Source organism: Streptomyces sp. NBC_00358, assembly GCF_036099295.1.
Classification (GTDB): domain Bacteria; phylum Actinomycetota; class Actinomycetes; order Streptomycetales; family Streptomycetaceae; genus Streptomyces.
The window spans coordinates 6744631-6768667 of record NZ_CP107976.1 but is presented as its reverse complement, the minus strand read 5'-3'; the positions used below and the strand labels follow the sequence as shown (position 1 = coordinate 6768667).

Sequence of the window (24037 nt, the reverse complement as noted above, 5' to 3'; positions counted from 1 at the left end):
CGTCACCTGCCGGGGGTTGTGGAGGGCTGCGTGGACGGGGCGGACGCGCGGGCGGTGGGCGTGCCCGGGGACGGCTGCCGCGGGGTGGTGGCCGAGGCGGAGGAGGGTGCCGCGCTCCGCGTCGGGATCGCGGCCGCGCTCGGGGTGCCGGCCGGGACGGGGGCGAGGACGGCGGGCGCGGGGCTCATCGGGGTCCGCGCGGCGGACTGCCGGCCCGCCGCTCCGGGGACGCCCTTGACCGTACCGTCGGGGTCGAGGAAGGCCGGGTCGCCGCCGGGGATCATGCCGAGTTCGCGGGCGCGGCGCTGGAGGGCGTCCGGGGCGGAGTAGGCGTCCACGTCCCGCTGGAGGGCCTGTTCCTCGTCGGTCAGGCTCTTGGTCTCCTTCTGGAGGTCGTCGAGGCGGAACGCCCCTTCGCTGAGTGCCGAGTTCAGCACGAGGAGACCGATGAGACCGCCGCCGAGCAGGAGGACGACCAGCAGCACGAAGGGGGTGCGGGCGGCCTGCCCGGCCCCGGCCGGGAGGAGCCGCGCGAGCCGGGCGGCCCGCCCCCTGAGTTCGGGTTTGCCGCTCACGCCGCCTCCTCCTCCCCGCGCCTCACTCGGCGGCTTCCTCGCGGATGCGCTCCGCCCCCCGCAGCCGGGCGGGAGCCGCTCGCCGGTTCTCGGCGACCTCTTCCTCGGTGGGAAGTTCGGCACCGCGGGTGAGGAGCTTGAGCCGGGGCTGGTAGCGCTCGGGGACGACCGGCAGTCCGGGCGGCGCGGTGTTGGCGGCACCGGCCGCGAACACCTGCTTGACCAGCCGGTCCTCCAGCGAGTGGTACGACAGCACGGCGATGCGTCCACCGACGGCGAGCGCCTTCACGGCGGCGGGAACCGCCCTCTCCAGGACACTCAGTTCGCCGTTGACCTCGATGCGCAGCGCCTGGAAGGTGCGCTTGGCGGGGTTGCCGCCGGTGCGCTTGGCCGCCTGGGGCAGTGCGTCGCGGATCAGCTCGACGAGCCGCGCGCTGTTGGTGAAGGGCTCCTTGTCGCGCTCGCGCACGACCGCGGAGACGATCCGCTTGGCCTGCTTCTCCTCGCCGTACGCCCGCAGGATCCGCACCAGTTCGCCCGGCGGGTAGGTGTTGAGGACCTCGGCCGCGCTCATGCCGGTCGTCTGGTCCATGCGCATGTCGAGCGGGGCGTCCTGGGAGTACGCGAACCCCCGGTCCGCCTCGTCGAGTTGCATGGAGGAGACGCCGAGGTCGAACAGCACGCCCTGGACGCGCGGGATGTCCAGGCGGTCGAGCACGCCGGGGAGTTCGTCGTAGACGGCGTGCACCAGCGAGGCACGGTCTCCGTAGGGGGCGAGCCGCTCTCCGGAGAGGCGCAGCGCCTCCTTGTCGCGGTCCAGGGCCACGAGTCGCACTTCGGGGAACCGGGTGAGCAGTGCCTCGCTGTGACCGCCCAGACCGAGCGTGCAGTCGACGACCACGGCTCCGGGCTCGGCGAGGGCCGGGGCCAGCATGTCCAGGCACCGCCGGAGCATGACCGGGACGTGTCGGCTCTGCCCCTCCGGTCGCCCGCTGTCACCGTCGTCGGTAAGCGCTTCGCGCCCTTGCATTCCGGGCCCTCTCAGGTCCGGCGCGGCCATACGCACCGCCGGGTCCCCACCCGCTCGGGAAGGGGAGGGTCTGCTGGCGCCGGATGAATGGCGTCAGCCGACCGGGAGCGGGAGGAGGCCGAGCCGTACGTACGCGCCGCGCACGCGGGGAGACTCCGGAAAGTCGCCGGGTCTCCAGGGGAAAACAGTCCAGCGGGGAGAGCCTCGCCTCCCGCTTCGCGTCACTTTAGTCCACGGTGTCTCGCGGTCAATCAACCGGCATGCGCGTCGCGGGCGCCGCTCGGATCGAAGCCGCCGATCCGGAAGAATCACCCGAACGGGCTGGTCGTCACCGCCCGTGTGGATTACCTCACAACAAGGCGCGATGACATTCTTTGTCCCCTCTCACAGCAGGACCGCTCCATACGTGACCAGTACCGTCATGGGTATGACGACTTCCGCATCTGTTCCCACCGAGCCCGAAGGCGCCATAGCCGCAGAGCGCACCGTCACGGACCGTCTCGTGAACGCGAACGGGAAATACGCGGCCGCGTTCACCGACCCGGGGATGGACGCCCACCCCGTGCTGCGTGTCGCAGTGGTCGCGTGCATGGACGCCCGGCTGGACCTGCACGCGGCGCTCGGACTGGAACTGGGTGACTGCCACACCATCCGCAACGCCGGCGGTGTGGTCACCGACGACGTGATCCGCTCCCTCACCATCAGCCAGCGGGCGCTCGGCACCCGCAGCGTGGTCCTCATCCACCACACCGGCTGCGGCCTGGAGTCCCTCACCGAGGACTTCCGGCACGACCTGGAGATGGAGGTCGGCCAGCGCCCCGCGTGGGCGGTCGAGGCCTTCCGGGACGTCGAGCAGGACGTACGGCAGTCGATGCAGCGCGTGCGCACCTCCCCGTTCCTGGTGCACACCGACGACGTACGCGGCTTCGTCTTCGACGTCACGACCGGCCTGCTGCGGGAGATCGACCCCTCCTGACCGCGGGGCCCGCAGGCCCCCGGTCGCCGGCCCTGCGCAGCTCGTGGGACCCTCTCCTCACAAAAAACCCCGGCCGTCCGTTGCCCAAAGAGCCGTAAGAACTGACATATCGCGGCCACTTGTCCACAGGCGAGTGACACGAACCGGTAACGGCAACAAGAATGCGGGTGTGACGTCACGCGGAACCTTTCGCGCGTGGTGTCCGTGTTTCGGGGTGGGCCGGTCCGCACAGGGCGTCGGCCCGAACGGGCCGAGGAGGGCCGGGTGACGACCTATGACGATCGAGCGAGCCTTACAGATCTGACCGCCACTGCGGAGCGTGTCCGCAGTTCGGTGGAAGGAGTGATCGAAGGCAAGCCTGAGGTCGTACGGCTTTCGCTGACCGTGCTGCTCGCCGAGGGCCATCTTCTGATCGAGGATGTCCCGGGCGTCGGCAAGACCATGCTCGCCAAAGCGCTGGCGCGGTCCATCGACTGCTCGGTGCGGCGCATCCAGTTCACACCCGACCTGCTGCCCTCGGACATCACGGGAGTGTCCATCTGGGACCAGCAGCGCCGGGACTTCGAGTTCAAGCCGGGCGCCATCTTCGCGCAGATCGTGATCGGCGACGAGATCAACCGCGCCTCGCCCAAGACGCAGTCCGCGCTCCTGGAGTCGATGGAGGAGCGACAGGTCACCATCGACGGGCAGACCTACGAACTGCCCAGCCCCTTCATGGTGGTGGCCACGCAGAACCCGGTCGAGATGGAGGGCACCTACCCGCTGCCCGAGGCCCAGCGCGACCGTTTCATGGCCCGTGTCTCCATCGGCTACCCCAGCGCGGAGGCCGAGTTGCAGATGCTGGACATCCACGGCGGGGTGAACCCGCTGGACGACCTGCAACCGGTCGCCCACGCGCACGAGATCGTGAAGCTGATCGACGCGGTCCGCACGGTCCATGTGGCCGACCCCGTGCGCCGCTACGCGGTGGACCTGGTGGCGGCCACGCGCACGCACCCCGACCTCAGACTCGGCGCCTCGCCGCGTGCCACGCTGCATCTGCTGCGCGCGGCGAAGGCGTCCGCCGCCCTGAGCGGCCGGGAGTTCGCGCTGCCGGACGATGTGCAGGAACTCGCCGTCGCGGTCCTGGCCCACCGCCTGCTGCCGACGGCCCAGGCCCAGTTGAACCGCCGCACGGCCGAACAGGTCGTCCAGGAGATCCTCCAGCGCACCCCGGTGCCCGCCGCTCCCCAGCAGTCCGGCCTCTCGATGGGCCGGGGCGCGCCCACCTACGGTCAGCAGCCGCCCCGGAGGCTCTGATGACGCGGGCGAGCACGGGACACACCGCCGAGGAGGACCAGGGCGGGCTGCGCACCGCGCTCGCCGGACTCACCACACGCGGTCGCTCGTTCCTGGCCGCCGGAGTGGCCGCCGCGATCTGCGCGTACGTCCTGGGGCAGGGTGACCTGCTCCGGGTCGGCCTGCTCCTCGCGGTCCTGCCGCTGGTCTGCGCGACCGTGCTCCAACGCACCCGGTACCGGGTCTCGGGCAGCCGCAGGCTCTCTCCGGGGCGCGTGCCCGCCGGCTCCGAGGCCCGCGTCCATCTGCGCATGGACAACGTCTCGCGGCTGCCCACCGGCCTGCTGATGCTCCAGGACAAGGTGCCCTACGTCCTCGGTCCGCGCCCCCGCTTCGTGCTCGACCGGGTCGAGGCGGGCGGCCGCCGCGAGGTGTCCTACCGGGTGCGCTCGGACCTGCGCGGCCGCTACCCGCTGGGCCCGCTCCAGCTCCGGCTGACCGACCCGTTCGGCATGTGCGAGCTGACCCGCTCCTTCTCGACGTACGACACCCTGACGGTCATCCCGCGCGTGGAGGCGCTGCCGCCGGTGCGGCTGACCGGCGAGGCGAAGGGGTACGGGGACGGGCGCCAGCGCTCACTGGCCCTGGCCGGCGAGGACGACATCATTCCGCGCGGCTACCGCTACGGAGACGACCTGCGCCGCGTGCACTGGCGGCTGACCGCGCGCTACGGCGAGCTGATGGTCCGCCGCGAGGAGCAGCCCCAGCGCTCCCGCTGCACGGTGCTGCTCGACACCCGGGGCATCGCCTTCCAGGGCGCGGGCCCCGACTCGGCCTTCGAGTGGGCCGTCTCGGGTACGGCGTCGACGCTGGTGCACATGCTCGAACGGGGCTTCTCGGTCCGCCTCCTGACGGACACCGGCACCTCGGTGCCCGGCGAGGGCGCAGACGGGTTCGCGGGCGCCAGCCAGGACTCGGCGGACGCCGCCGGGATGATGATGGACACGCTCGCCGTCATCGACCACTCGGACGGCACGGGCCTGTCCCGGGCGTACGACGTGCTGCGCGGCGGCAACGAAGGACTGCTGATCGCCTTCCTCGGCGATCTCGACGAGGAGCAGGCGACCGTGCTCGGCAAGATGCGCCAGCGCAGCGGCGGAGCCGTCGCGTTTCTGCTGGACAGCGAGTCCTGGGTGCGGGAACCGACCGAGGTGCCCGGCCCGTTGGACGGGAGCGTGGACCGGCTGCGCATGCTGCGCGAGGCGGGCTGGACCGCCGTGATGGTGCCGCGGGGGGCGTCGCTCGCCGCCCTGTGGCAGGAGGCGGACCGTCAGCGCACGCACGTGGCGTCGACGGGGACTACCGCGGGGGGTGGTGGCGTATGAGCGGGCGAGCCCGGCTGGCGCTGTGTGCGGCGGCGGCGACACTGATGGCGTCCTGCGCGATGCTGCCCCTGGTGAGCCCGGCGACGTGGATCTTCCAGGCGGCGTTCCTGCTGGCCGTGCAGACCGGTGTGGGCGCGCTGACCCGACGGGTCCCGCTGGCCCGGCCGCTGACCGTGGCGGCGCAGGCACTGGTGACGCTGATGCTGCTGACGCTGGTCTTCGCCCGGCAGCAGGCCGTCGCCGTGATCGTCCCCGGGCCCGAGGTCTTCCAGCACTTCGGGACGCTGCTCCAGGCGGGCGCCGACGACGTCGGCAGGTACTCGATTCCGGCCCCGCTGTCGGACGGCATCCGGCTGATGGTGGTCGGCGGTGTCCTGGTGATCGGGCTCGCGGTGGACGCGCTCGCGGTGACCTACCGCAGCGCCGCGCCCGCCGGCCTTCCGCTGCTCGCCCTGTACTCGGTCGCCGCGGGCCTCTCCGGCGGCGGCGCGGCCTGGCTGTGGTTCCTGCTCGCGGCCGCCGGCTATCTGATGCTGCTGCTGGCCGAGGGCCGGGACCGGCTCTCCCAGTGGGGCCGTGTCTTCGGCGGCTCCGGCGGCTCCGGCGCAGCGGCCCGCTCCCCGGAGTCCACGAGCGGCGCCGTCGCGCCCGTCCGCACCGGGCGGCGGATCGGCGCGGTCGCGCTGGGCATCGCCCTGTTCGTGCCGCTCGCCCTGCCCTCGTTCGACGGAGGTCTGCTGGGCGCCGCGGGGCGGGGGGTGGGCAACGGCACCGGGGACGGCGGCACGATCTCCGCGGTGAACCCGGTGGTCTCGCTCCGCGACAGTCTGAACGTGAACGAGGACCGCACGGTCATGACGTACCGCACCAACACCTCGGAGACACAGGACCTGTATCTGCGGATCGTCTCGCTGGACGACTTCGACGGCACGGCCTGGACGCCGACCCAGCGCCACATCGTGGACGTGCCGAAGACGTTCCCGGCGCCGATCGGTCTCTCCGGCCAGGTCAAGCGGGCGACGATCCAGACCCGGATCTCGGCGGCCGACTGGTACGCGCAGGACTGGCTGCCGATGCCGTATCCGGCCAGCAAGGTCGACATCAACGGCAGCTGGCGGTACGAACCCGTGGGGCGCGCCCTCGTCGGCGACCACGGCCAGAACACCCGCGGTGTGCAGTACCAGGTGACCAGCCTGATGGTGGAGCCGACGGCGCAGCAGCTCGCGAGCGCCCCGGAGCCCTCGCCCGCGATGAGGCGCGAGTTCACCAAGGTTCCGGAGTCGTTGCCCGCGGTGGTGGCTAGGACGGCCCGCAAGGTCACCGCGGGCTCGGCCAACCACTACGAGCAGGCGGTCAAGCTCCAGGACTACTTCGCCGTCAGCGGCAACTTCCAGTACAACACCCAGGTGCAGGCCGGCAGCGGCTCCACCGCGATCGCGAACTTCCTGAAGGAAAAGCAAGGCTTCTGCGTCCACTTCTCCTTCGCGATGGCCTCGATGGCGCGGACGCTCGGGATTCCGGCCCGTGTGGCGGTGGGCTTCACGCCCGGGACTCCGCAGGCGGACGGTTCGATGTCGGTGGGGCTGCGGGACGCGCACGCCTGGCCCGAGCTGTACTTCGAGGGCGTGGGCTGGACCCGCTTCGAGCCGACCCCGAGCCGGGGCACGGTGCCGTCGTACACCCAGACGAACACGCCGGGCAACACCGAGCCCGTAGCGCCGAAGCCGACGTTCTCGACCTCCGCGGCGCCCTCCACCGCGCCGTCGGCCAGTGAGAGCTGCTCGACCCAGCTGCGGAAGCTCGCGGCCTGCCCGAGCCAGTCCTCGGCGGCGGCGGTCGGCACCCAGGACGACGACTGGTTCGGATTCAGGACGCTCGGGCTGACGCTGGCCGGGCTCCTGATCCTGGGAGTGCCGCTGCTGCCCATGCTGTGGCGCATGCGGGTACGGGCCGCCCGGCTCGGCGGTCACGGCCGCGCTGAGGCGGACGTGGCCGCGTACACGCTGAGGGCCTGGCTGGAGGTGACCGATACGGCGTGGGACCACGGGATCCCGCCGGAGGAGTCACAGACACCGAGGAAGGCCGCCGAGCGGATCATCGGGCTCGGAGAGCTGGATCCGGAGGCCGCGGCAGCGGTGCACCGGCTGGCCGCGGCCGTGGAGCAGGTTCTCTACGCTCCGCGCCCGCGGCAGGTGGCGGGCCTCGCGAACGACGCGCGCCGGGTCGCCGAGGCCTTCGGTACCTCCGCGAGCCGTCCCGCCCGTCTGCGGGCTCTCCTCGCCCCCCGTTCGTCCGTCCGGGTGATGTGGTCGGTCTCGGCCGCCCTGACCTCGCTGAGAACCCGCCTGTCGGCCCGCCGTCAGGCCCTGCTCCGCCGCCCGTCCGGCCAGAACGGCTGACTGCCGACAGACCGCTGGCCGTGGGCCGCACCGACGCGTGCGGCCTGCGGTCCGGGCGGTCTGTCGGGGCCCGCCCTCGTCGGCGCACCGCCCGCGGGGAGCATTGGCGCGCACCGCCCGCACGGACCGGCGGCGCGCATCGAGTGCCTGCCGCGGGGGCGCCGGGGGTGAGCGGGGGCTGTCCGGCCGCAGACATACGTGTGAGGGGCGTCCACCCGAATCCCGGGTGGACGCCCCTCACACGTATGTCTGCGGCCGCGACGCCGGAGGCTCAGTTACCGCCCTGCTCGTCGCGACGGCGCTGCCAGCGCTGTTCGATCCGGTCCATCATGGAACGGCGTTGTCGGACCTGACGGCGAGCGGCGGGCGAGCCCGACGCGGCCGGCTGTTCACCCGGCTTGGGAGCTTTGCGCCAACCGGTGACGGCAAGCGCCGCACAGCCGAGCATGACGAGGAAGCCCACCACGCTCAGCCAGATCTGAATCGTGGCCATTCCAGCAATGAGGAGCGCGATACCCACCAGGAAGCCCGCGACCGCCTGGTAAACCCGTCGCCGGGTGTACGTACGCAGCCCGCTTCCCTCAAGCGCTGTCGCGAACTTGGGATCTTCGGCGTACAGCGCTCGCTCCATCTGCTCGAGCATTCGCTGCTCGTGCTCCGAGAGCGGCACGGAGTCCTCCTCATCGTGCAGTCGCCGGGGCGACCGGGGGTCCCCTTCAGGATAGGCAGGGAATCGCCCCCGTGAAACCCGCCCCTCTACGCCAATTCGCCAACCGGAACCCGTCATGGCACCCCGATGCGCTGAGGCGTGCATTCCCCAGCGAACGGTCCGTCATGCCGGACGGTCTCCACCGATCATACGGCGCCGAGCACTCGATCGGGTGGTCTGTGGCGTACTCCATCCGCTGCCGAGCCCCTGATCAGCGGCGCACCACGGGAGCGCCTCAGTCCCCGGCGACCCCTCGGGCCTCACCGAGAACGTGGAGCTGTGTGGCCACGGAGTGGAACGCGGCGACTTCGGCCGCCGCCGCCTCCAGCTTCAGCAGGGCCTCCAGAGCGCCCGGCTCGGTGTCCACCAGGACCCCCGGCACCAGGTCCGCGAAGACCCGTACGCCGTGCACGGCCCCGACGTGCAGACCGGCGCCGGCGACCAGGGAGGTGAGCTGTTCGGCGGTGAACCGGTGCGGGACGGGATCACCCTCGCCCCAGCGTCCGTCCGGGTCGTCGAGGGCGTGCCGGGCCTCGTTGAAGTGCCCGGCGAGGGCACGGGCCAGCACGGCTCCGCCCAGGCCCGCGGCGAGCAGGCTGAGCACACCCTCGGGCCGCAGTGCGTCCACCACGTTGCGGACACCCTCGGCCGGGTCGTCGACGTACTCCAGGACGCCGTGGCACAGCACGGCGTCGTACCCTCCGCGCTCGACCACGTCGAACAGTCCGTGCGCGTCTCCCTGGACACCCTGCACGCGGTCGGCGACACCGGCCTCGGCGGCGCGGCGCTCAAGCGCGAACAGCGCGTTCGGGCTGGGGTCGACGACGGTGACACGGTGGCCGAGGCGGGCGACGGGCACGGCGAAGTTGCCGCTGCCGCCGCCCGTGTCCAGTACGTCCAGCGACTCCCGCCCGGCGGCCTTGACCCGACGGTCCAGGGCGTCCTTGAGGACTTCCCAGACGACGGCGGTACGGAGAGAAGCGCGGGGGCGCATCGGGTCCGACACGGCAGTTGACTCCTCGGCGCGGCACCGCCTCTGGTACGGCGGAGCGATCTTCGGGCCTCCCGGCGGGAGGCAGCAGGCGCCTCCACCCTATTGCCTCCGCCGCTGTGTCCGATCCCCCGTCTCACGTGCGCCGGACGGTGTGTTGAGCGGGTGCCCGGCAGACGCCGGGCCGCGGCCCGCCCCCCGGGCTCCCCGGAGGTCCCTCACCGGTCAACCCGCGTCCGGGACCCCCCTGTCCGCCCGTTCCCGGTCTCCGTCCTGCCGGGGCTGGGGCAGCACGGGCTGCAGCACCAGCATCCGCTCGACGAGACGCAGGAACACGGCGACGTCGCGTATCAGGTCGTCGGCGTCGCGGGTGGTGGCGGCTCCCTGGATGCCGGCCTCGGCGCGGGCACGGCGGGTGGCCCCGGAGGCGAACAGCGCGCTCCACTCGGTCAGTTCGGGCGCGATCTCCGGGAGTACTTCCCAGGCGCTGCGGATGCGGGCCCTGCGCCGGGAGGTGGGCTCCGGGCGGGCGCGCGCGGCGAGGACGGCAGCGGCGGTGCGCAGCGCGGCCAAGTGGGCCGTCGCGTAACGCTCGTTGGACGTTTCCAGGGTCGTCGCCTCGTCGAGTCCGGCGCGGGCCTGGGAGAGCAGGTCGAGGGCGGCGGGCGGGGCCGTGGCCCGGCGGAGCACGGGGTGGACGTCGCCCGCCGGTCCGGTCGGTGAGGGGGCAGGGCCGGTGGCGCGGCGCCGACGGGCGGCGGCTGCGGACGAGCTGGCCATGACGAACCTCCTGTCGTCGTGTGACGGCACTGTGGCCGTATGTGCCCATCGTGCGGTATGCCACTGACAATCCGTTCTGACCTGGGCTTTTGCTTCGATCGAAAGTTCGGGATAGTTTTTGCACTGACCAGTCAGTTCAAAAGTAGTTCGATGGTGTGTCAGGGGATGGGGTAGCTGTGGACGGTCCGCACGGACTGGGCGTCACGGCCGAGGACTTCGGACTCGAGGGGCCCCGCGGCTGGGCGTTCCGCGGGGTTCGTCTCGACGCGGAGCCCGGATCGCTCATCGCGGTCGAGGGGCCGTCCGGGTCCGGCCGCACGTGCCTGCTGCTCGCCCTCACGGGCCGGATGAAGGCCACCGAGGGGACGGCGGCCGTGGGCCCGTCGAGGCTGCCGAAGCAGTTGGGCGCCGTGCGCCGGGTGAGCGCGCTCGCCCATGTGCCCGGGGTCACGGACCTCGAACCCGCGTTGACCGTCGGGGAGCACCTGCGTGAACGGGCCCTGCTGCAGAGGCGGTTCGGAGGTTCGCTGCGCGCCCTGCTGCGGCCGCGCGGCGAGCGGAGGCGCGAGGCCGGGCTGCGGATCGAGGCCGCGCTGACCGCCGCCGGGCTCGACCCGGAGACGCTGCCCAAGGGCCCGCGGACCGCCGTACGCGATCTGGAACGGATCGAGGCGCTGCGGCTGTCCGTGGCGCTGGCCCTGATCGGCCGGCCGCGGCTGCTCGGTGTCGACGACACCGACCTCAAGCTCGCGGACGCCGAACGCTCCGAGGTGTGGGCCCTGTTGCGCTCTGTCGCCGAGTCCGGCACCACGGTCCTGGCGGTGTGCAGCGAGGCTCCCGAGGGCGCGGTCGTCGTGTCCACCGCACCGCGTGACACCTCGACGACCACGGACGTACAGGATCCCGGTCCCGGTTCCGACAGCGACAGCGACAGCGACAGCGAGAACGAGAACGAGAACGAGAACGACGACAGGAAGTCGGCCGATGCGCGCGCCTGAACTGGCCTTTCTGGAACTCCGCCGCTTCGGCCGGGGCAAGCTTCCGCGGGCCGCGCTGGTCGCGCTCCTGCTGCTGCCCCTGCTGTACGGCGCCCTCTACCTGTGGTCCTTCTGGGACCCGTACGGCCGTCTCGACCGCATCCCGGTGGCGCTGGTGAACGACGACAAGGGGGCGACGGCCGACGGCCGGAAGGTCACGGTCGGGGACTCCATCACCGAGGGGCTGCGCGACAGCGACACCTTCGAGTGGCACGAGGTGAGCTCCGCCGAGGCCCGCCGCGGCGTGGAGGACGGCACGTACTACCTGTCGCTGACCATGCCGGGCGACTTCAGCGAGAGGGTCGCCTCCAGTTCCGGGACGTCGCCCGAGACGAGCGCGCTCCAGGTGCGGACCAACGACGCGAACAACTACATCGTCGGGCAGATCTCCCGCACCGTGTTCAGCGAGGTGCGGACGGCCGCGTCCACGAAGGCCTCGCGCTCGTTCCTGGACAAGATCTTCATCTCGTTCTCGGACATCCACGGGAAGACCGTGCGGGCCGCCGACGGAGCCGCCCAGCTCAACGGCGGCCTCGGCAAGGCGAAGAAGGGCTCCAAGGATCTGGCCGACGGCCTGAAGGAGGCCAAGAAGGGCAGCGGGCAGCTCTCCGGTGGCATGAGGAAGCTCACCACGGGCGCCGGTGACCTGGAGGACGGTTCGCGGCAGGTCGCCGACGGCACCCAGGCGCTGGCGGACAAGGTCGACGGGGTCGCGGGCAAGGTGGGCCCCTTCCTGAAGGACAACGAGAAGTCGATCGGGGACACGGCCCGGCTGGTCGCCGACTCGACCGCGGGGATCCGCCACAACCTCGACACCCTGGTGAAGACGGCTCCGGTCGCGGCCAAGGGCGCGCACGCGGCGTCCGACGCGCTGAACACCGTCTACCGCGGGCGGTGCGAGAGCCTGCCGGTCCCCGACCCGGCGTGTCCCGAGCTGAAGAAGGCCAAGGAGGCGGCCGCCGACGTCGTCCTGGTCGCCGACGACGTGAACACGCTGATAGCCGACCAGGACGGCGACCTCGCCTCGATGGACAGGAACCTGAAGGAACTGGAGAAGCAGGCGCAGGCGCTCGCCGACCGTTCGCCGCATCTCTCCGAGGACCTCGACGACGCCGTCTCCAGGATCGACAAGTTGAACGACGGGGCCTCCGCGGTCGCCAAGGGCGCGAAGAGGCTGCACTCCGGCCTGGGCACCGCCAGGACCGGCGCGGCGGACCTCGACAAGGGCGTCGGCCGGCTGGAGACCGGGGCGAGCGATCTCGACGGCGGCCTGTACAAGCTCGTCGGCGGCTCCGGGAAGCTGGCCGGCGGCCTGCACGACGGCGCGAAGCGCATCCCCGACTACGACAAGCCCGACCGCGACCGGCGCACCCAGGTCATGGCCGACCCGGTGCAGATGGCCTCCAGGGACCTGCACAAGGCGCCCAACTACGGCACGGGATTCGCCCCCTACTTCATCCCGTTGTCCCTGTGGGTCGGCGCGATGGTGGCGTACATGCTGATCCAGCCGCTGAACCGGCGCGCGCTCGCGGCGGGGGCCTCGGCGTGGCGGATCGCGCTGGCGGGATGGCTGCCGGTGGCCGCCGTCGGCGTGCTCCAGACGGCCGCCCTGATGGCGGTGCTCCACTGGGCGATCGGTCTCCAGATGGTGCGGGCGGCGGGAACCGTGGGCTTCCTGTTCCTGGTGACGGCTTGCTTCGCCGCGATCGTGCAGTGGATGAACGCGCGTTTCGGAGCGGCCGGCCGGATCCTCGTACTGGCCCTCCTGATGCTCCAGCTGACCTCGGCGGGCGGCACCTACCCCGTCCAGACCAGTCCGCGCTTCTTCAACGCGATCCACCCCTACCTGCCGATGAGCTACGTCGTCGAGGCCCTGCGCCGGCTCATCACCGGCGGTGGCCTGGAGCCGGTCCGGACGGCGTGCCTCGTACTGACGGCCTTCACCGTGGGCGCCCTCGCGCTCACCGCCCTCACGGCGCGCCGCAAGCAGGTGTGGACCCTCGACCGGCTGCACCCGGAACTGAGCCTGTGACCACGGGCGCGGGCGCTCCTGTGACAATCGGTGCCATGGAAAGCAGCAGCACCACGGCGGGCGGCGGCGGCCGCCGCGAGGCGACCCGGCAGAAGCTCTACGAGGCGGCCGTCACCCTGATCGCCGAACAGGGGTTCTCCGCCACCACGGTGGACGAGATCGCCGAGCGGGCCGGGGTCGCGAAGGGCACGGTCTACTACAACTTCGCGAGCAAATCGGTCCTCTTCGAAGAGCTGCTCCGCCATGGCGTGGGGCTCCTCACCGCCTCGCTGCGGGAGGCGGCGGAGAAGACCGCCCGGGACGGCGGGAGCAAGGTCGACGCGCTGGACGCGATGATCCGCGCGGGGCTCGTCTTCATCAACCGCTACCCGGCCTTCACCCAGCTGTACGTGGCGGAGCTCTGGCGCACCAACCGGGCCTGGCAGTCCACCCTGATGGTGGTGCGGCAGCAGGCGGTGGCGGTCGTCGAGGACGTACTGCGCGACGCCGTGGCGGGCGGGGAGCTCAGCGACGAGATCGACATCCCGCTGACGGCTGCGGCGCTCGTCGGGATGGTCCTGGTGGCCGCCCTGGACTGGCAGGCCTTCCAGCCGGAGCGCTCCCTGGACGACGTCCACGCGGCGCTGTCCCGGCTCCTCCAGGGACGGGTGAGCGGCCACCACTGAGCCGGGGGCGAAGCCCGTCCCGAAGGGCCTCGCGCAGCGCACACGAAAGCGCCGGTACGAGTGGCCGCGTCCCCCGCGGGCCATGCGTACCGGCGCTTCGCCGTGCTCCCCGTATCCCCGTAACCCCCGTTGGGCCCCCGTTCGGTCGTCCCCCGGGTTCCCCCGTGTCTCACTCCCGCCGAGCGGGTCGGCGGAAGGAGCGGCCAAGGGCGCGAGTTCCGTTCCGCCGCCCCGTGTCGGCGGTGCCGGAGCCGCGCCCCTCTCCGTGCCTCCACTCTCCCGTTCACGCAGGTCGGACCCCATCCGTGCGCCTACTCATCTCCACCGGTGAGTACGCGTACTCAGGCATAAGTGCTCATGCCCAGGACGCCTCGTCGCCGACTGGCTACGATCGCGTCCGTGTCCGTACTCCCCCTGGTCTTCACCAGCGGCTGGGCCAGCGGTGTCAACGCGTACGCGGTGGTGCTGCTCCTCGGCCTCTTCGGCGCGACCGGACTGAGCGACGAGGTCCCGGAATCCCTGCAACGCCCTGAGATCCTGGTCACAGTCGGCGTTCTCTTCCTGTGCGAGGCCGTCGCCGACAAGATCCCGTACGTGGACTCGGTGTGGGACTCCGTGCACACCGTGATCCGGCCGGCGGCGGGTGCGTGGGTCGGGGCGCTGCTGGCCGGACAGAGCGGCTCGGTCTCCGATCTGGCGGCCGGCCTGATCGGCGGCTCGACGGCGCTGGCGAGCCACACGGTCAAGGCCGGGACACGGATGGCGATCAACACCTCGCCGGAGCCGTTCAGCAACTTCGTGATGAGCACCGCCGAGGACCTCGGGGTCGCGGGCCTGCTCACGTTCGCGATGTTCCATCCACGGGCCGCGGCGGTCATCGCCGGTGTCCTGCTGTTCACCGGGCTCGCGGTGCTCTACTTCCTCGTCTCGCGGATCAGACGATTCCTGCGCCGCCGTGCGCAGCGCCGGGAGGAGCGCCGGATGACCGCCCGGGTGGGGGAACCGCCGGGCCGGGCCCCGCGGGTGGACCTCGACTGACCTCGACTGACCGCGGCGGGGCAGGCCGGCCCGCCCGGCCTGCGGACGGGGCTGTCGGCGGGGGCCGATAAAGTCGCCGGCATGGGACAGATCGCGGTGATCGGCGCCGGGATGGGCGCGATGGCGGCCGCCGCCCGGCTGGCCGTCGCGGGCCACCGGGTGGTGGTGTACGAGCGGACGGAGACGTACGGCGGCGCGGTGCGCCGATTCGAACGGGACGGCTTCGCCTTCGACACGGGCCCGGGTCTGCTGCCGGTGCCCGCGGTCTACCGCGACCTGTTCGTCAAGACGGGAAAGCGGCCTCTGGAGGAGTGCGTCGAGCTGGTGCAGGTCGACCCCTCGGCCGGCCATGTCTTCGCCGACGGCACCCGGGTGTCGCTGCCGAACGCCTCGCGCGCGGGTGTGCTCACCGCGCTGGACGAAGCGCTCGGCGCGGACGCGGGCGCGCGGTGGGGCGACTTCCTGGTCCGGGCCAGCGAGGCGTGGGACCGCTCGCGCAGACCGCTCCTGGAGGAGCCGCTGTGGCCCAACTGGGCGGTGCTGGCCGACCGCGAACCCTATCCCTCGGTGCCGCACAAGAAGCTGCTGCGTACCCGCCGGGCCGGCACCCTCGCCGAGGTCGGCGCCTGGGAGCTGCGCGACCCCCGGCTGAGGGCCCTGCTGGAAAGCCACGCCCTGGCGTACGGGCTCGATCCGCGCGTCACCCCGGCGAGCGCCGCCGTGCTGCCGTACATGGAGCACGCCTTCGGCACCTGGTACGTGCGCGGCGGCATCCGGGAGCTGGCGCGCGCGGTGTACGAGCGGTGTCTGGAGCGCCGGGTCGAGTTCCGTTTCACCACCTCCGTCGAGCGGATCGTCGAGAAGGACGGACGGGTCGTCGGCGTGGAGCTGTCCGAGGGCGGCCCCGGGGAGGCCGGAGGGCTCGGAGGAACCGGGGGAGGCCTGTTCGCTGAGGCCGACTTCGTGGTCGCGGGAGTGGCGCCCGGCATTCTGGACGGCCTCGTCCCCGGGGCCGCGCTCCGGGGCGCCGACGAGGTCCCGCCGCAGCCCGGCGGGGCCAGCCGGCTGACCGTGCTGCTCGCGCTGCGCGGCGCGCGGCCCGCCGGGGTGGCGCATCGGACGGTGGTCCACACGGTCGACCGCGACGGCGAGTTGGACCGGCTGTTCGGCGGGCGTCCCGGGGTGCCCGCGGCACCCACCGTCGTGGTGTCGCGTCCCGACGACCCCGCGCTCGTCCCGGACGCGGGGCACGAGGCGGTCACGCTGACCGTCACGGTGCCGTCGGGCGCCCAGGTGGCCGAGGCTGACGTGGAGCGGGTGCTGGACGCCGCCGAGCGTGCTCTGCCCGGTCTGCGCGACCGGCTGCTGTGGCACGAGGTCCGCACCCCGGCCGACATCATGGAGGCGACCGGTGCGGAGGGTGGCGCGGTTCCCGCCCCCGCGCTCGCCGCGGCGGACGGGCGGCTTCTGCACCCGTCGAACAGCACGCGGGCGACCGGACTGTTCGCGGCCGGGGGTTGGGCGCATCCCGGTGGCGGTCTGCCGCACGCGGGCATGTCGGGCGCGCTGGTGGCCGGGCTGATCGTGGAAGGACCGGAGTTCCAGGGCTCTCAGTGAAGGGCCCGGTGGGCGGGAACGGTGCTCGGCGGGAGACCGGCCGCTGTCCGGCCGCCGGTCAGTAGCGGTACTGCTCGTCGAAGCCGGCGTTGCCGTTGCCCTGGTAGGGGTACTGCTGCTGCTCGGGCGGGACCTCGGCGCCGTACTGCTCGTCGGTGCGCTGCTGCGGCACCCAGACGCCGCCGGCCGGGGTCTCGCCGCCGTACGTGCCGTTGCCGTACTGGTCCTGGCCGTAGGTCTGCTGCTGCTGCGTGTACTGCTGCTCGCCGCCGTTGTAGGCGGTGTTGTCGTACGAGGCACCCGTGTACGTCTGCTGGCCGATGTACGGGTCCGAGTAGGCCGCGTACTGCTGCTGGCTGTTGTCGTAGCCGTACTGCTGCTGGTCGTAGCCCGTGTAGCCGTCGTACCCGTAGGCCTGCTGGCCCTGGGCGCCCGCCGCGTAGGCCTGCTGGTCCTGGGCCGTCGCGTAGGCCTGCTGGTCCTGGGACTGCCCGGCCGTCGCGTAGGCCTGCTGGTCCTGGGCCTGGGACGCGTCGGCGTAGGCGGCGCCGTTGTAGACGCCGTAGGAGCCGGTGTCCTCGGGCAGGGGCTGCGGTTCGTACACCGAGGTGGACTCGGCGGCCGTGGGCTCGGCCTGTTCCGGGGGCAGGAACCGGTCGGACGGGGCGGGCGTGAAGACGTCGTCCTCGGCGGAATACTGGTCGTCCCGCCGGTAGGCCGCCTCTTCGACACCGTCGAGGCCGGACTCCTCCGCCGACAGGTCCTCGTTCTCCGGGTCCTCCGGCTCGCCGCGGCGGCGCTTGCTGGGCTTGGCGGGCGCGGAGCGGCCGTTGATGGCCCAGCCCTGCGCGAAGCCCTGGCGGAACGACAGCGTCACGTACGTCTGGCCGACCGTGAAGGCGGCCGCGCCCAGGCCGATGACCACGACCGAGTGCATCAGGACGCCGAGAACCACACCGAGGAAGCCGACGAAGGCGAGCAGCCGGAACCGCAGCCGCGCCTTGTACTGCAGCAGCACCTCGCCGAGCAGCCACAACGCGACGACGCCGAATGCCAGATAGAGGACCGTCAAGCCCATGTACGCCCCTCTCCCAGTGGCCGCTACGCAGTGTGTCGTACGCGGGTGCGACCGGTCTAGGCCTGCTGCGGGTGGTGCAGGCCCAGATTCTCGTAGATTTCCAGCGTCGCCGTGGAGTTGTTGAGCGTGATGAAGTGAAGTCCGGGGACTCCCTCGGCCAACAGCCTCGCGCAGAACTCCGTCGCGAACTCGATCCCAATGGAGCGTACAGCCGCCGGATCGTCTTTGACTGTGAGGATCCGCTCTTTCAGGACGTCCGGGAACGAAGCATTCGAGAGTTTGGGCAGCCGTTCCAACATCTTCACACTCGTCACCGGCATGACCTCGGGGATGACCGGCGTCGCACAGCCCGCCGCGTCCACCCGGTCGCGCAGGCGGAGGTAGGACTCGGGATGGAAGAACATCTGCGTGATCGCGTAGTCGGCGCCGGCGCGGCACTTGTCGACGAAGTGGGAGACGTCCAGGTCCCAGGTGGCGGACCGGGGGTGCATCTCGGGGAAGGCCGCGACCCCTACGCAGAAGTCGCCGGATTCCTTGATGAGGCTGACGAGTTCGGCCGCGTAGGTCAGGCCCTTGGGGTGCGGGACCCACTCGCCCATGGGGTCGCCGGGCGGGTCGCCGCGCACGGCGAGCATGTTCCGGATGCCCGCGTCCGCGTACTGCCCGATGATGTTGCGCAGTTCCGCGACGGAGTGGTTGACCGCGGTGAGGTGCGCGACCGGGGTGAGCGTCGTGTCGAGGACGATCTGCTCGGTCTCCCTGACCGTGCCGGCCCGGGTGGAGCCGCCGGCTCCGTAGGTCACGGAGACGAAGTCGGGCGCCACGGCCTCGACCCGCCGCAGGGCGTTCCACAGGTTCCGCTCGCCCTTGGGAGTCTTCGGCGCCGAGAACTCGAAGGAACAGGTCTGTTTGCCGGTCGCGAGCATGTCGCGCACGGTGCGTGCGCGATCAGTCCTGGTGGAAGCAGATCCGTGGGCCATACTCGCAGGTTAGCCAGAGGGCGTCGGTCCCCCAACCGAACCGCTGACATTTGTCCGATCTGTCGATTTCTTGTCCACCCCTCGGACACCCTCGGACACCCTTGGAGCCCTCCGGACGGCGGCCGCGCCAGGACGCTCCGCTCGTACGGACGGCGTGGCTACGCCTCGCGCAGCCGCTTCGCGAACTCCGCCGCCGCCGCGCCGGGGTCGTCCGCCTTGGTGATCGCCCGTACGACGACGACCCGGCGGGCACCCGCTTCGAGCACCTCGTCGAGCCGGCCGAGGTCGATGCCGCCGATCGCGAACCAGGGGCGGTCCGTGCCGAGGGCCGCCGTGCTGCGGACCAGGTCGAGGCCGGGGGCGTGGCGGCCCGGCTTGGTGGGGGTGGGCCAGCAGGGGCCGGTGCAGAAGTAGTCCACGCCGTCCTGGACCGCGGCGGCCGCGGCCTCGGGCCCGGCGTGCGTGGAGCGGCCGATGAGCACCTCGTCGCCGAGGATCGCGCGGGCGGCGGGAACCGGGAGGTCCCCCTGGCCCAGGTGCAGTACGTCGGCGCGGACGGCGTGGGCCACGTCCGCCCGGTCGTTGACCGCGAGGAGCTTGCCGTGCCGGGCGCAGGCGTCCGCGAAGACCTGGAGGTGCTCCAGTTCCTCCCCCGCCTCCATGCCCTTGTCGCGCAGCTGCACGATGTCGACACCGCCCGCCAGGACCGCGTCGAGGAACCCGGCGAGGTCGCCCTGGCGCCTGCGGGCGTCCGTGCACAGGTAGACGCGGGCGTCGGCGAGCCGGCCGCGCGCGGTCGTGACGGTGTTCTCGGGCATGCGTGGGGTCCCCCGTTTGTCGGTGCGCGGAGAGGGCGGCGGCCGGGATGGTCCCGCCGCCGCGCTCCCCGTGCCGGACGGTCGCGTTCAGGTCAGACGGCGAGCGCCTGGGCGCGGCGCTTCACCTCCGTGCCGCGATTCTCGCTCAGAGCCTGCGCGGGGGTGCCGGGCAGGCTCGGGTCGGGGGTGAAGAGCCACTCCAGGGCCTCTTCGTCGGAGTAGCCGTCGTCCCTCAGGAGCGTCAGGGTGCCGGCCAGGCCCTTGACGACCTTCTGTTCGTCCGCGTCGATGAAGTCGGCGGGGACGTGCAGCGCGCGGTTCTCACCACGGCGTACGGCGATCAGCTGGCCGTCCTTGACCAGCTGCCGGACGCGCGTCACCTCGACGCCGAACTGTTCGGCGATGTCGGGGAGGGTGAGCCAGGCGGGGACGAGAGCATCGATCTTTGCGTCAATCTCGGTCACGGGACAAGCCTGCCATCCCGGACCGGCAGCCGGAAGCCAGGAGCGTCCGACCCGGGGTGGCCGGTCAGGCCGTGGCGCCCTTCAGCGGCCTCGACGGGTCCGCGAGGAGCCGCGGATCCATGCGCTGCCCCGCCTCGATGAGCCGGCGGCCCTGGGCGAGATCCCGTGGGCGGCCCACCGCGAGAAGGGCGACCAGACGGGTCTCGCGGAGCCAGCACACCGACCAGGAGGCGCCCGTGGGGTCCCCGCGCCAGACCAGGGTGTCGGCGGGCGCGTGGTGGCCGACGTACTGCACGAAGCGGCCGAACTGCTCGGACCAGAAGTACGGCACCGGATCGTAGGCGGCGGGCGCCTCTCCGACGATGTTCGCGGCGACCGTGCGCGGCCCCTGGAGGGCGTTGTCCCAGTGATGGACGAGGAGGCGGTCCTCGTAGCGCCCCGACGGGAAGGAGGCGCAGTCGCCGACCGCGTAGACGTCCGGCAGGGAGGTGCGCAGGTGGTCGTCGGCGAGGATCTCGCGCTCGGCGCCCAGTTCGATGCCGGAGCCGGCGATCCAGGCGGTCGCGGGCCGCGCCCCGATCCCGACCACGACGGCGCCCGCGGGCACCCGGGAGCCGTCGTCGAGGATCACCGCGCCGGGCTCGATGCGCTCCACCCGCGCGCCGGTGCGCAGGGTGGCCCCGCTGTCCGCGTACCAGGCGGCCATCGGCGCGGCCACCTCGTCGGGCAGCGCGCCGGCGAGCGGCCGGTCGGCGGCCTCGACGACCGTGACCGCGCAGCCCGCCTCGCGTGCCGCCGTGGCGAACTCGGCGCCGATCCAGCCCGCGCCGACCACCACGATGTCGTGCTGCCTGGCGAGGACGGGACGCAGCCGCTCGGCGTCGTCCAGGGTGCGCAGGAGGTGGACTCCCGGCATGCCCGCGGCGCCGGGGAGCTGGATCGGTTCGGCGCCGGTGGCGACGACCAGGACGTCGTACGGCACGGGTCCCGCGGCCGTGTCCAGTTCGTGGTCCCCGGCGCGCACGCCGAGTGCCTCGCGGCCCAGCACGAGGCCGATGTCCAGGGCCTCGAAGTCGATGTCGAAGGCGGAGCCCTCGGCCTTGCCCAGCAGTACGGCCTTGGACAGGGGTGGCCGGTCGTACGGCTGATGCGGCTCCGCGCCGATCAGCGTGACGGGGCCCGTGAAGCCCTGCTCGCGCAGGGCGACCGCGGTCTGGACTCCGGCCATGCCCGCGCCCACCACGACGACCCGCCGTGCCGCGGGCCCCTGCGACTGAGACTGTGCCTGCGTCTGCTCGCTCACCTGGTCACCTTAGACACCTGACAATTCGTCAGTCAGCCGACGCGTTCGGTGACCTGTTCCACACGGCCGGTCCCGCGCAGCTCCTCCACCACGCTCGTCCCCGTGCCCTTGCGCGATTCCCACGTCCAGGTCTCCTCCAGCCGGACGCGGCCGTCGGGCAGCTCCACCACGAGGGACACGCAGTGGCCCGAGGCGGTGGTCCCGTCACGCCTGAGCTGCACATAGCGGAAGTCGAGGCGGTCGCCCTCGCGCGTGCCGACGAGGTGCCCGCGGACGATGTCGCCGCCCGCGTAGTCGGCCCAGACCGTGCCGTCCTCCTCGTGGTAGACGAACCGGGTGCGGGTGCCCACCTGGCCCGGTGCCTGGTCGGCGACAGGGGCGAGGACCAGGCCGTCGAGCGGTCGCGCCATGGGCGGAGGCTCCCTTACTGAGACGGAGCGGGGCGGGCTAGGGTGGCCAACGTAAAGCACTCGCGGGAGTCCGGACGCACCGGGCTGAGAGGGAGGCTGGGGCGGCCTCCGACCGTACGAACCTGATCCGGGTCATGCCGGCGAAGGGAGGGGCTGGACGCCCATGTCGCCCACGCGTTCGTCAGACGTCCTCGTCATCGGGGGCGGAATCATCGGTCTGGTGACGGCCTGGCGGGCCGCGCAACGCGGGTTCACCACCGCGCTGGTGGACCCCGGGCCGGGCGGTGGGGCCGCCCAGGTCGCGGCCGGAATGCTCGCCGCCGTCACCGAGCTGCACTTCGGCGAGGAGACCCTGCTGGGCCTCAACCTCGCCTCCGCGCGCCGCTATCCGGACTTCGCCGCCGAACTCACCGAGGCGACCGGCCAGGACCTCGGCTACCGCCGGTGCGGCACGCTGGCCGTCGCGCTGGACGCCGACGACCGCGCCCATCTGCGGGAGCTGCACGCTCTGCAGAGCCGGTCGGGGCTGGAGTCGGAGTGGCTGAGCGGCCGTGAGTGCCGCCGTCTGGAGCCGATGCTCGCGCCCGGCGTGCGCGGGGGCCTGCGGGTCGACGGCGACCACCAGATCGACCCGCGGCGCCTCGCGGGAGCCCTCGTCACGGCGTGCGAACGGGCCGGAGTGGTCCTGCACCGGACCTGGGCGGAGCGCCTGACCGTCGTACGGGACCGGGCCGCCGGGGTCGTCACCACGGACGGCACCGAACTCGCCGCGGGCCAGGTGGTGCTCGCCGGGGGCAGCCTCAGCGGCCGCCTGGCGGGCGTCCCGGACGACGCCCTCCCGCCGGTCCGCCCGGTGAAGGGGCAGGTGCTGCGGCTGACCGTGCCGCCCCGGTACGCGCCCTTCCTGAACCGCACCGTGCGGGCCGTCGTGCGCGGCAGCCACGTCTATCTGGTGCCGCGCGAGAACGGCGAGCTCGTGGTGGGGGCGACCAGCGAGGAGCTGGGCTGGGACACCACCGTGACGGCGGGCGGCGTGTACGAACTGCTGCGCGACGCGCACGAGTTGGTCCCCGGGATCACCGAGCTGCCGCTCACCGAGACCCGCGCCGGACTGCGCCCCGGTTCGCCCGACAACGCGCCGCTGCTCGGCCCGACCGCGCTCGACGGACTGCTGCTGGCCACCGGGCACTTCCGCAACGGCGTGCTCCTGACGCCCGTCACGGGCGATGCCATGGCGCACGTCCTGACCACCGGTGAACTCCCCGCCGAGGCCCGCCCCTTCAGTCCCCTGCGCTTCGGCGCCACCGCCCTCACGGAGCAGCCCGTATGAACATCGTCGTCAACGGGGAGCGGCAGCGGATCGCCGCGGGCACCGCTCTCGACACGCTCGTCGCGACCCTCACCCCGGCACCGGCCGGAGTGGCCGCCGCCCTGAACGAGACCGTCGTCCCGCGCGCGCAGTGGTCGTCCACCTCGCTCACCGAGGGCGACCGCGTCGAAGTCCTCACCGCCGTCCAGGGAGGCTGACCCATGGCCGACGATCCCTTCGTCCTCGGCGGTACGGCCTACGGGTCCCGGCTGATCATGGGGACGGGCGGTGCGCCCAGTCTCGACGTGCTGGAGCGTTCGCTGGTGGCGTCCGGTACGGAGCTGACGACGGTCGCGATGCGGCGCGTGGACGCGTCCGTGCACGGCTCGGTCCTGTCGGTGCTCGACCGTCTGGGCATCCGCGTCCTGCCGAACACGGCCGGGTGCTACACCGCCGGTGAGGCCGTGCTGACCGCCCGGCTGGCGCGCGAGGCGCTGGGCACCGACCTGGTCAAGCTGGAGGTCATCGCCGACGAGCGCACCCTCCTGCCCGATCCGATCGAACTCCTCGACGCGGCGGAGACTCTGGTCGACGACGGCTTCACCGTGCTGCCTTACACGAACGACGACCCGGTGCTGGCGCGCAAGCTGGAGGACGTCGGCTGCGCGGCGGTCATGCCGCTCGGCTCGCCCATCGGGTCCGGGCTCGGGATCCGCAACCCGCACAACTTCCAGCTCATCGTCGAGCACGCGCGCGTGCCGGTGATCCTGGACGCCGGGGCGGGGACGGCCTCGGACGCGGCGCTCGCGATGGAGCTGGGGTGTGCGGGGGTGATGCTGGCCTCGGCTGTGACGCGGGCGCAGGAGCCGGTGCTGATGGCGGAGGCCATGCGGCACGCGGTGGAGGCGGGGCGCCTGGCGCGGCGGGCGGGGCGCATTCCCCGGCGGCACTTCGCCACGGCGTCCTCTCCGGCGGAGGGCATGGCGGCGCTGGACCCGGAGCGCCCGGCGTTCTGACCCGCCGTCGGGCGGGCCGTCGGTTTCCGGCCGGACGGACACGGCGGGCCCCCTCGGGGGCGCTCGCCGGCGATGGGTGCCGCGGGACGAAATATCCGTGCGCCCCCGAATGCGCCCCGTGCGACGTGCGCCTCACGCCTCGGGACG

The 24037-nt window shown here is 72.5% G+C and carries 23 protein-coding genes and 1 riboswitch; of the genes, 12 read left to right on the top strand and 11 right to left on the bottom strand.

The annotated features are described in order from the left end of the window. Positions 1–2: 2 nt before the first annotated feature. Together OHT01_RS28820 and rsmH are read right to left on the bottom strand one after the other, a co-directional pair. Positions 3–575, bottom strand: a complete 573-nt coding sequence (locus OHT01_RS28820; protein WP_328556021.1) for an FtsB family cell division protein — start codon at positions 573–575, stop codon at positions 3–5. A gap of 22 nt (positions 576–597) precedes the next feature. Next, positions 598–1605 (bottom strand): 16S rRNA (cytosine(1402)-N(4))-methyltransferase RsmH, encoded by a 1008-nt coding sequence (gene rsmH, locus OHT01_RS28815; RefSeq protein ID WP_328556020.1) that lies wholly within the window; start codon positions 1603–1605, stop codon positions 598–600. 427 nt (positions 1606–2032) lie between these two features. On the opposite strand from rsmH, the gene OHT01_RS28810 reads away from it, so the two are divergent. The 4 genes from OHT01_RS28810 to OHT01_RS28795 all read left to right on the top strand — a co-directional run bounded on the left by OHT01_RS28810 (position 2033) and on the right by OHT01_RS28795 (position 7643). Then, positions 2033–2581: a beta-class carbonic anhydrase gene (locus OHT01_RS28810; RefSeq protein ID WP_328556019.1), complete on the top strand. Its 549-nt coding sequence runs from the start codon at positions 2033–2035 to the stop codon at positions 2579–2581. A gap of 264 nt (positions 2582–2845) precedes the next feature. Further along, complete coding sequence (locus OHT01_RS28805) at positions 2846–3880, top strand: AAA family ATPase (protein ID WP_328556018.1); 1035 nt, start codon at positions 2846–2848, stop codon at positions 3878–3880. Next, entirely contained in the window at positions 3880–5244 is a 1365-nt protein-coding gene (locus tag OHT01_RS28800) for a DUF58 domain-containing protein (RefSeq protein ID WP_328556017.1), read from the top strand. The genes OHT01_RS28805 and OHT01_RS28800 overlap by 1 nt, the downstream gene beginning before the upstream one ends. Continuing rightward, a complete protein-coding gene (locus OHT01_RS28795) occupies positions 5241–7643 on the top strand; it encodes a transglutaminase family protein (RefSeq protein WP_328556016.1) in 2403 nt (800 codons plus the stop codon). The genes OHT01_RS28800 and OHT01_RS28795 overlap by 4 nt, the downstream gene beginning before the upstream one ends. 271 nt (positions 7644–7914) lie before the next feature. Here the strand turns inward: OHT01_RS28795 and OHT01_RS28790 are convergent, their stop codons facing one another. From OHT01_RS28790 to OHT01_RS28780, 3 genes are all read right to left on the bottom strand, one after another. Further along, the gene (locus tag OHT01_RS28790; protein ID WP_328556015.1) at positions 7915–8313 is read right to left on the bottom strand and encodes a DUF3040 domain-containing protein; all 399 of its coding nucleotides are present in this window, start codon (positions 8311–8313) and stop codon (positions 7915–7917) included. A 274-nt stretch (positions 8314–8587) separates the two neighbouring features. Beyond that, the gene (locus OHT01_RS28785) at positions 8588–9358 is read right to left on the bottom strand and encodes a methyltransferase (RefSeq protein WP_328556014.1); all 771 of its coding nucleotides are present in this window, start codon (positions 9356–9358) and stop codon (positions 8588–8590) included. Between the two features lie 210 nt (positions 9359–9568). Continuing rightward, positions 9569–10123 (bottom strand): SAV_6107 family HEPN domain-containing protein, encoded by a 555-nt coding sequence (locus OHT01_RS28780; RefSeq protein WP_328556013.1) that lies wholly within the window; start codon positions 10121–10123, stop codon positions 9569–9571. A 176-nt stretch (positions 10124–10299) separates the two neighbouring features. Between OHT01_RS28780 and OHT01_RS28775 the strand changes: the two genes are divergently transcribed. From OHT01_RS28775 to OHT01_RS28755, 5 genes are all read left to right on the top strand, one after another. Then, the gene (locus OHT01_RS28775) at positions 10300–11121 is read left to right on the top strand and encodes an ATP-binding cassette domain-containing protein (protein WP_328556012.1); all 822 of its coding nucleotides are present in this window, start codon (positions 10300–10302) and stop codon (positions 11119–11121) included. Then, entirely contained in the window at positions 11108–13192 is a 2085-nt protein-coding gene (locus OHT01_RS28770) for a YhgE/Pip domain-containing protein (RefSeq protein ID WP_328556011.1), read from the top strand. Before OHT01_RS28775 ends, OHT01_RS28770 begins: the two co-directional genes overlap by 14 nt. A 35-nt stretch (positions 13193–13227) precedes the next feature. Then, positions 13228–13857: a TetR/AcrR family transcriptional regulator gene (locus tag OHT01_RS28765; RefSeq protein ID WP_328556010.1), complete on the top strand. Its 630-nt coding sequence runs from the start codon at positions 13228–13230 to the stop codon at positions 13855–13857. A gap of 399 nt (positions 13858–14256) precedes the next feature. Further along, entirely contained in the window at positions 14257–14895 is a 639-nt protein-coding gene (locus OHT01_RS28760; protein WP_328556009.1) for a DUF4126 domain-containing protein, read from the top strand. 81 nt (positions 14896–14976) lie between these two features. Next, positions 14977–16512: a phytoene desaturase family protein gene (locus OHT01_RS28755; protein WP_328556008.1), complete on the top strand. Its 1536-nt coding sequence runs from the start codon at positions 14977–14979 to the stop codon at positions 16510–16512. Between the two features lie 58 nt (positions 16513–16570). Here OHT01_RS28755 and OHT01_RS28750 read toward each other — a convergent pair whose 3' ends face one another. From OHT01_RS28750 to OHT01_RS28725, 6 genes are all read right to left on the bottom strand, one after another. Further along, the gene (locus tag OHT01_RS28750) at positions 16571–17590 is read right to left on the bottom strand and encodes a hypothetical protein (protein WP_328556007.1); all 1020 of its coding nucleotides are present in this window, start codon (positions 17588–17590) and stop codon (positions 16571–16573) included. 56 nt (positions 17591–17646) lie between these two features. Next, complete coding sequence (gene metF, locus OHT01_RS28745; RefSeq protein WP_328556006.1) at positions 17647–18570, bottom strand: methylenetetrahydrofolate reductase [NAD(P)H]; 924 nt, start codon at positions 18568–18570, stop codon at positions 17647–17649. Positions 18571–18728: 158 nt separating this feature from the next. After that, positions 18729–19388 carry a thiamine phosphate synthase gene (thiE, locus tag OHT01_RS28740; protein WP_328556005.1) on the bottom strand — a complete coding sequence of 220 codons (660 nt, stop codon included), beginning with the start codon at positions 19386–19388 and terminating at the stop codon, positions 18729–18731. A 92-nt stretch (positions 19389–19480) separates the two neighbouring features. Further along, the gene (locus OHT01_RS28735; RefSeq protein ID WP_328453378.1) at positions 19481–19852 is read right to left on the bottom strand and encodes an Rv2175c family DNA-binding protein; all 372 of its coding nucleotides are present in this window, start codon (positions 19850–19852) and stop codon (positions 19481–19483) included. A 64-nt stretch (positions 19853–19916) separates the two neighbouring features. After that, a complete protein-coding gene (locus OHT01_RS28730; RefSeq protein ID WP_328556004.1) occupies positions 19917–21155 on the bottom strand; it encodes an NAD(P)/FAD-dependent oxidoreductase in 1239 nt (412 codons plus the stop codon). Positions 21156–21187: 32 nt separating this feature from the next. Then, positions 21188–21565 (bottom strand): hypothetical protein, encoded by a 378-nt coding sequence (locus tag OHT01_RS28725; protein ID WP_328556003.1) that lies wholly within the window; start codon positions 21563–21565, stop codon positions 21188–21190. Positions 21566–21617: 52 nt separating this feature from the next. Beyond that, a riboswitch (TPP riboswitch) is annotated at positions 21618–21731 on the top strand. Between OHT01_RS28725 and thiO the strand changes: the two genes are divergently transcribed. From thiO to OHT01_RS28710, 3 genes are all read left to right on the top strand, one after another. Next, positions 21729–22895, top strand: coding sequence for a glycine oxidase ThiO (gene thiO, locus OHT01_RS28720; RefSeq protein WP_328556002.1), 1167 nt, complete (start codon positions 21729–21731; stop codon positions 22893–22895). It overlaps the preceding riboswitch by 3 nt. Then, positions 22892–23092: a sulfur carrier protein ThiS gene (thiS, locus tag OHT01_RS28715; protein ID WP_328556001.1), complete on the top strand. Its 201-nt coding sequence runs from the start codon at positions 22892–22894 to the stop codon at positions 23090–23092. Before thiO ends, thiS begins: the two co-directional genes overlap by 4 nt. Positions 23093–23095: 3 nt before the next feature. Further along, a complete protein-coding gene (locus OHT01_RS28710; protein ID WP_328556000.1) occupies positions 23096–23890 on the top strand; it encodes a thiazole synthase in 795 nt (264 codons plus the stop codon). The last annotated feature ends 147 nt before the right edge of the window (positions 23891–24037 follow it).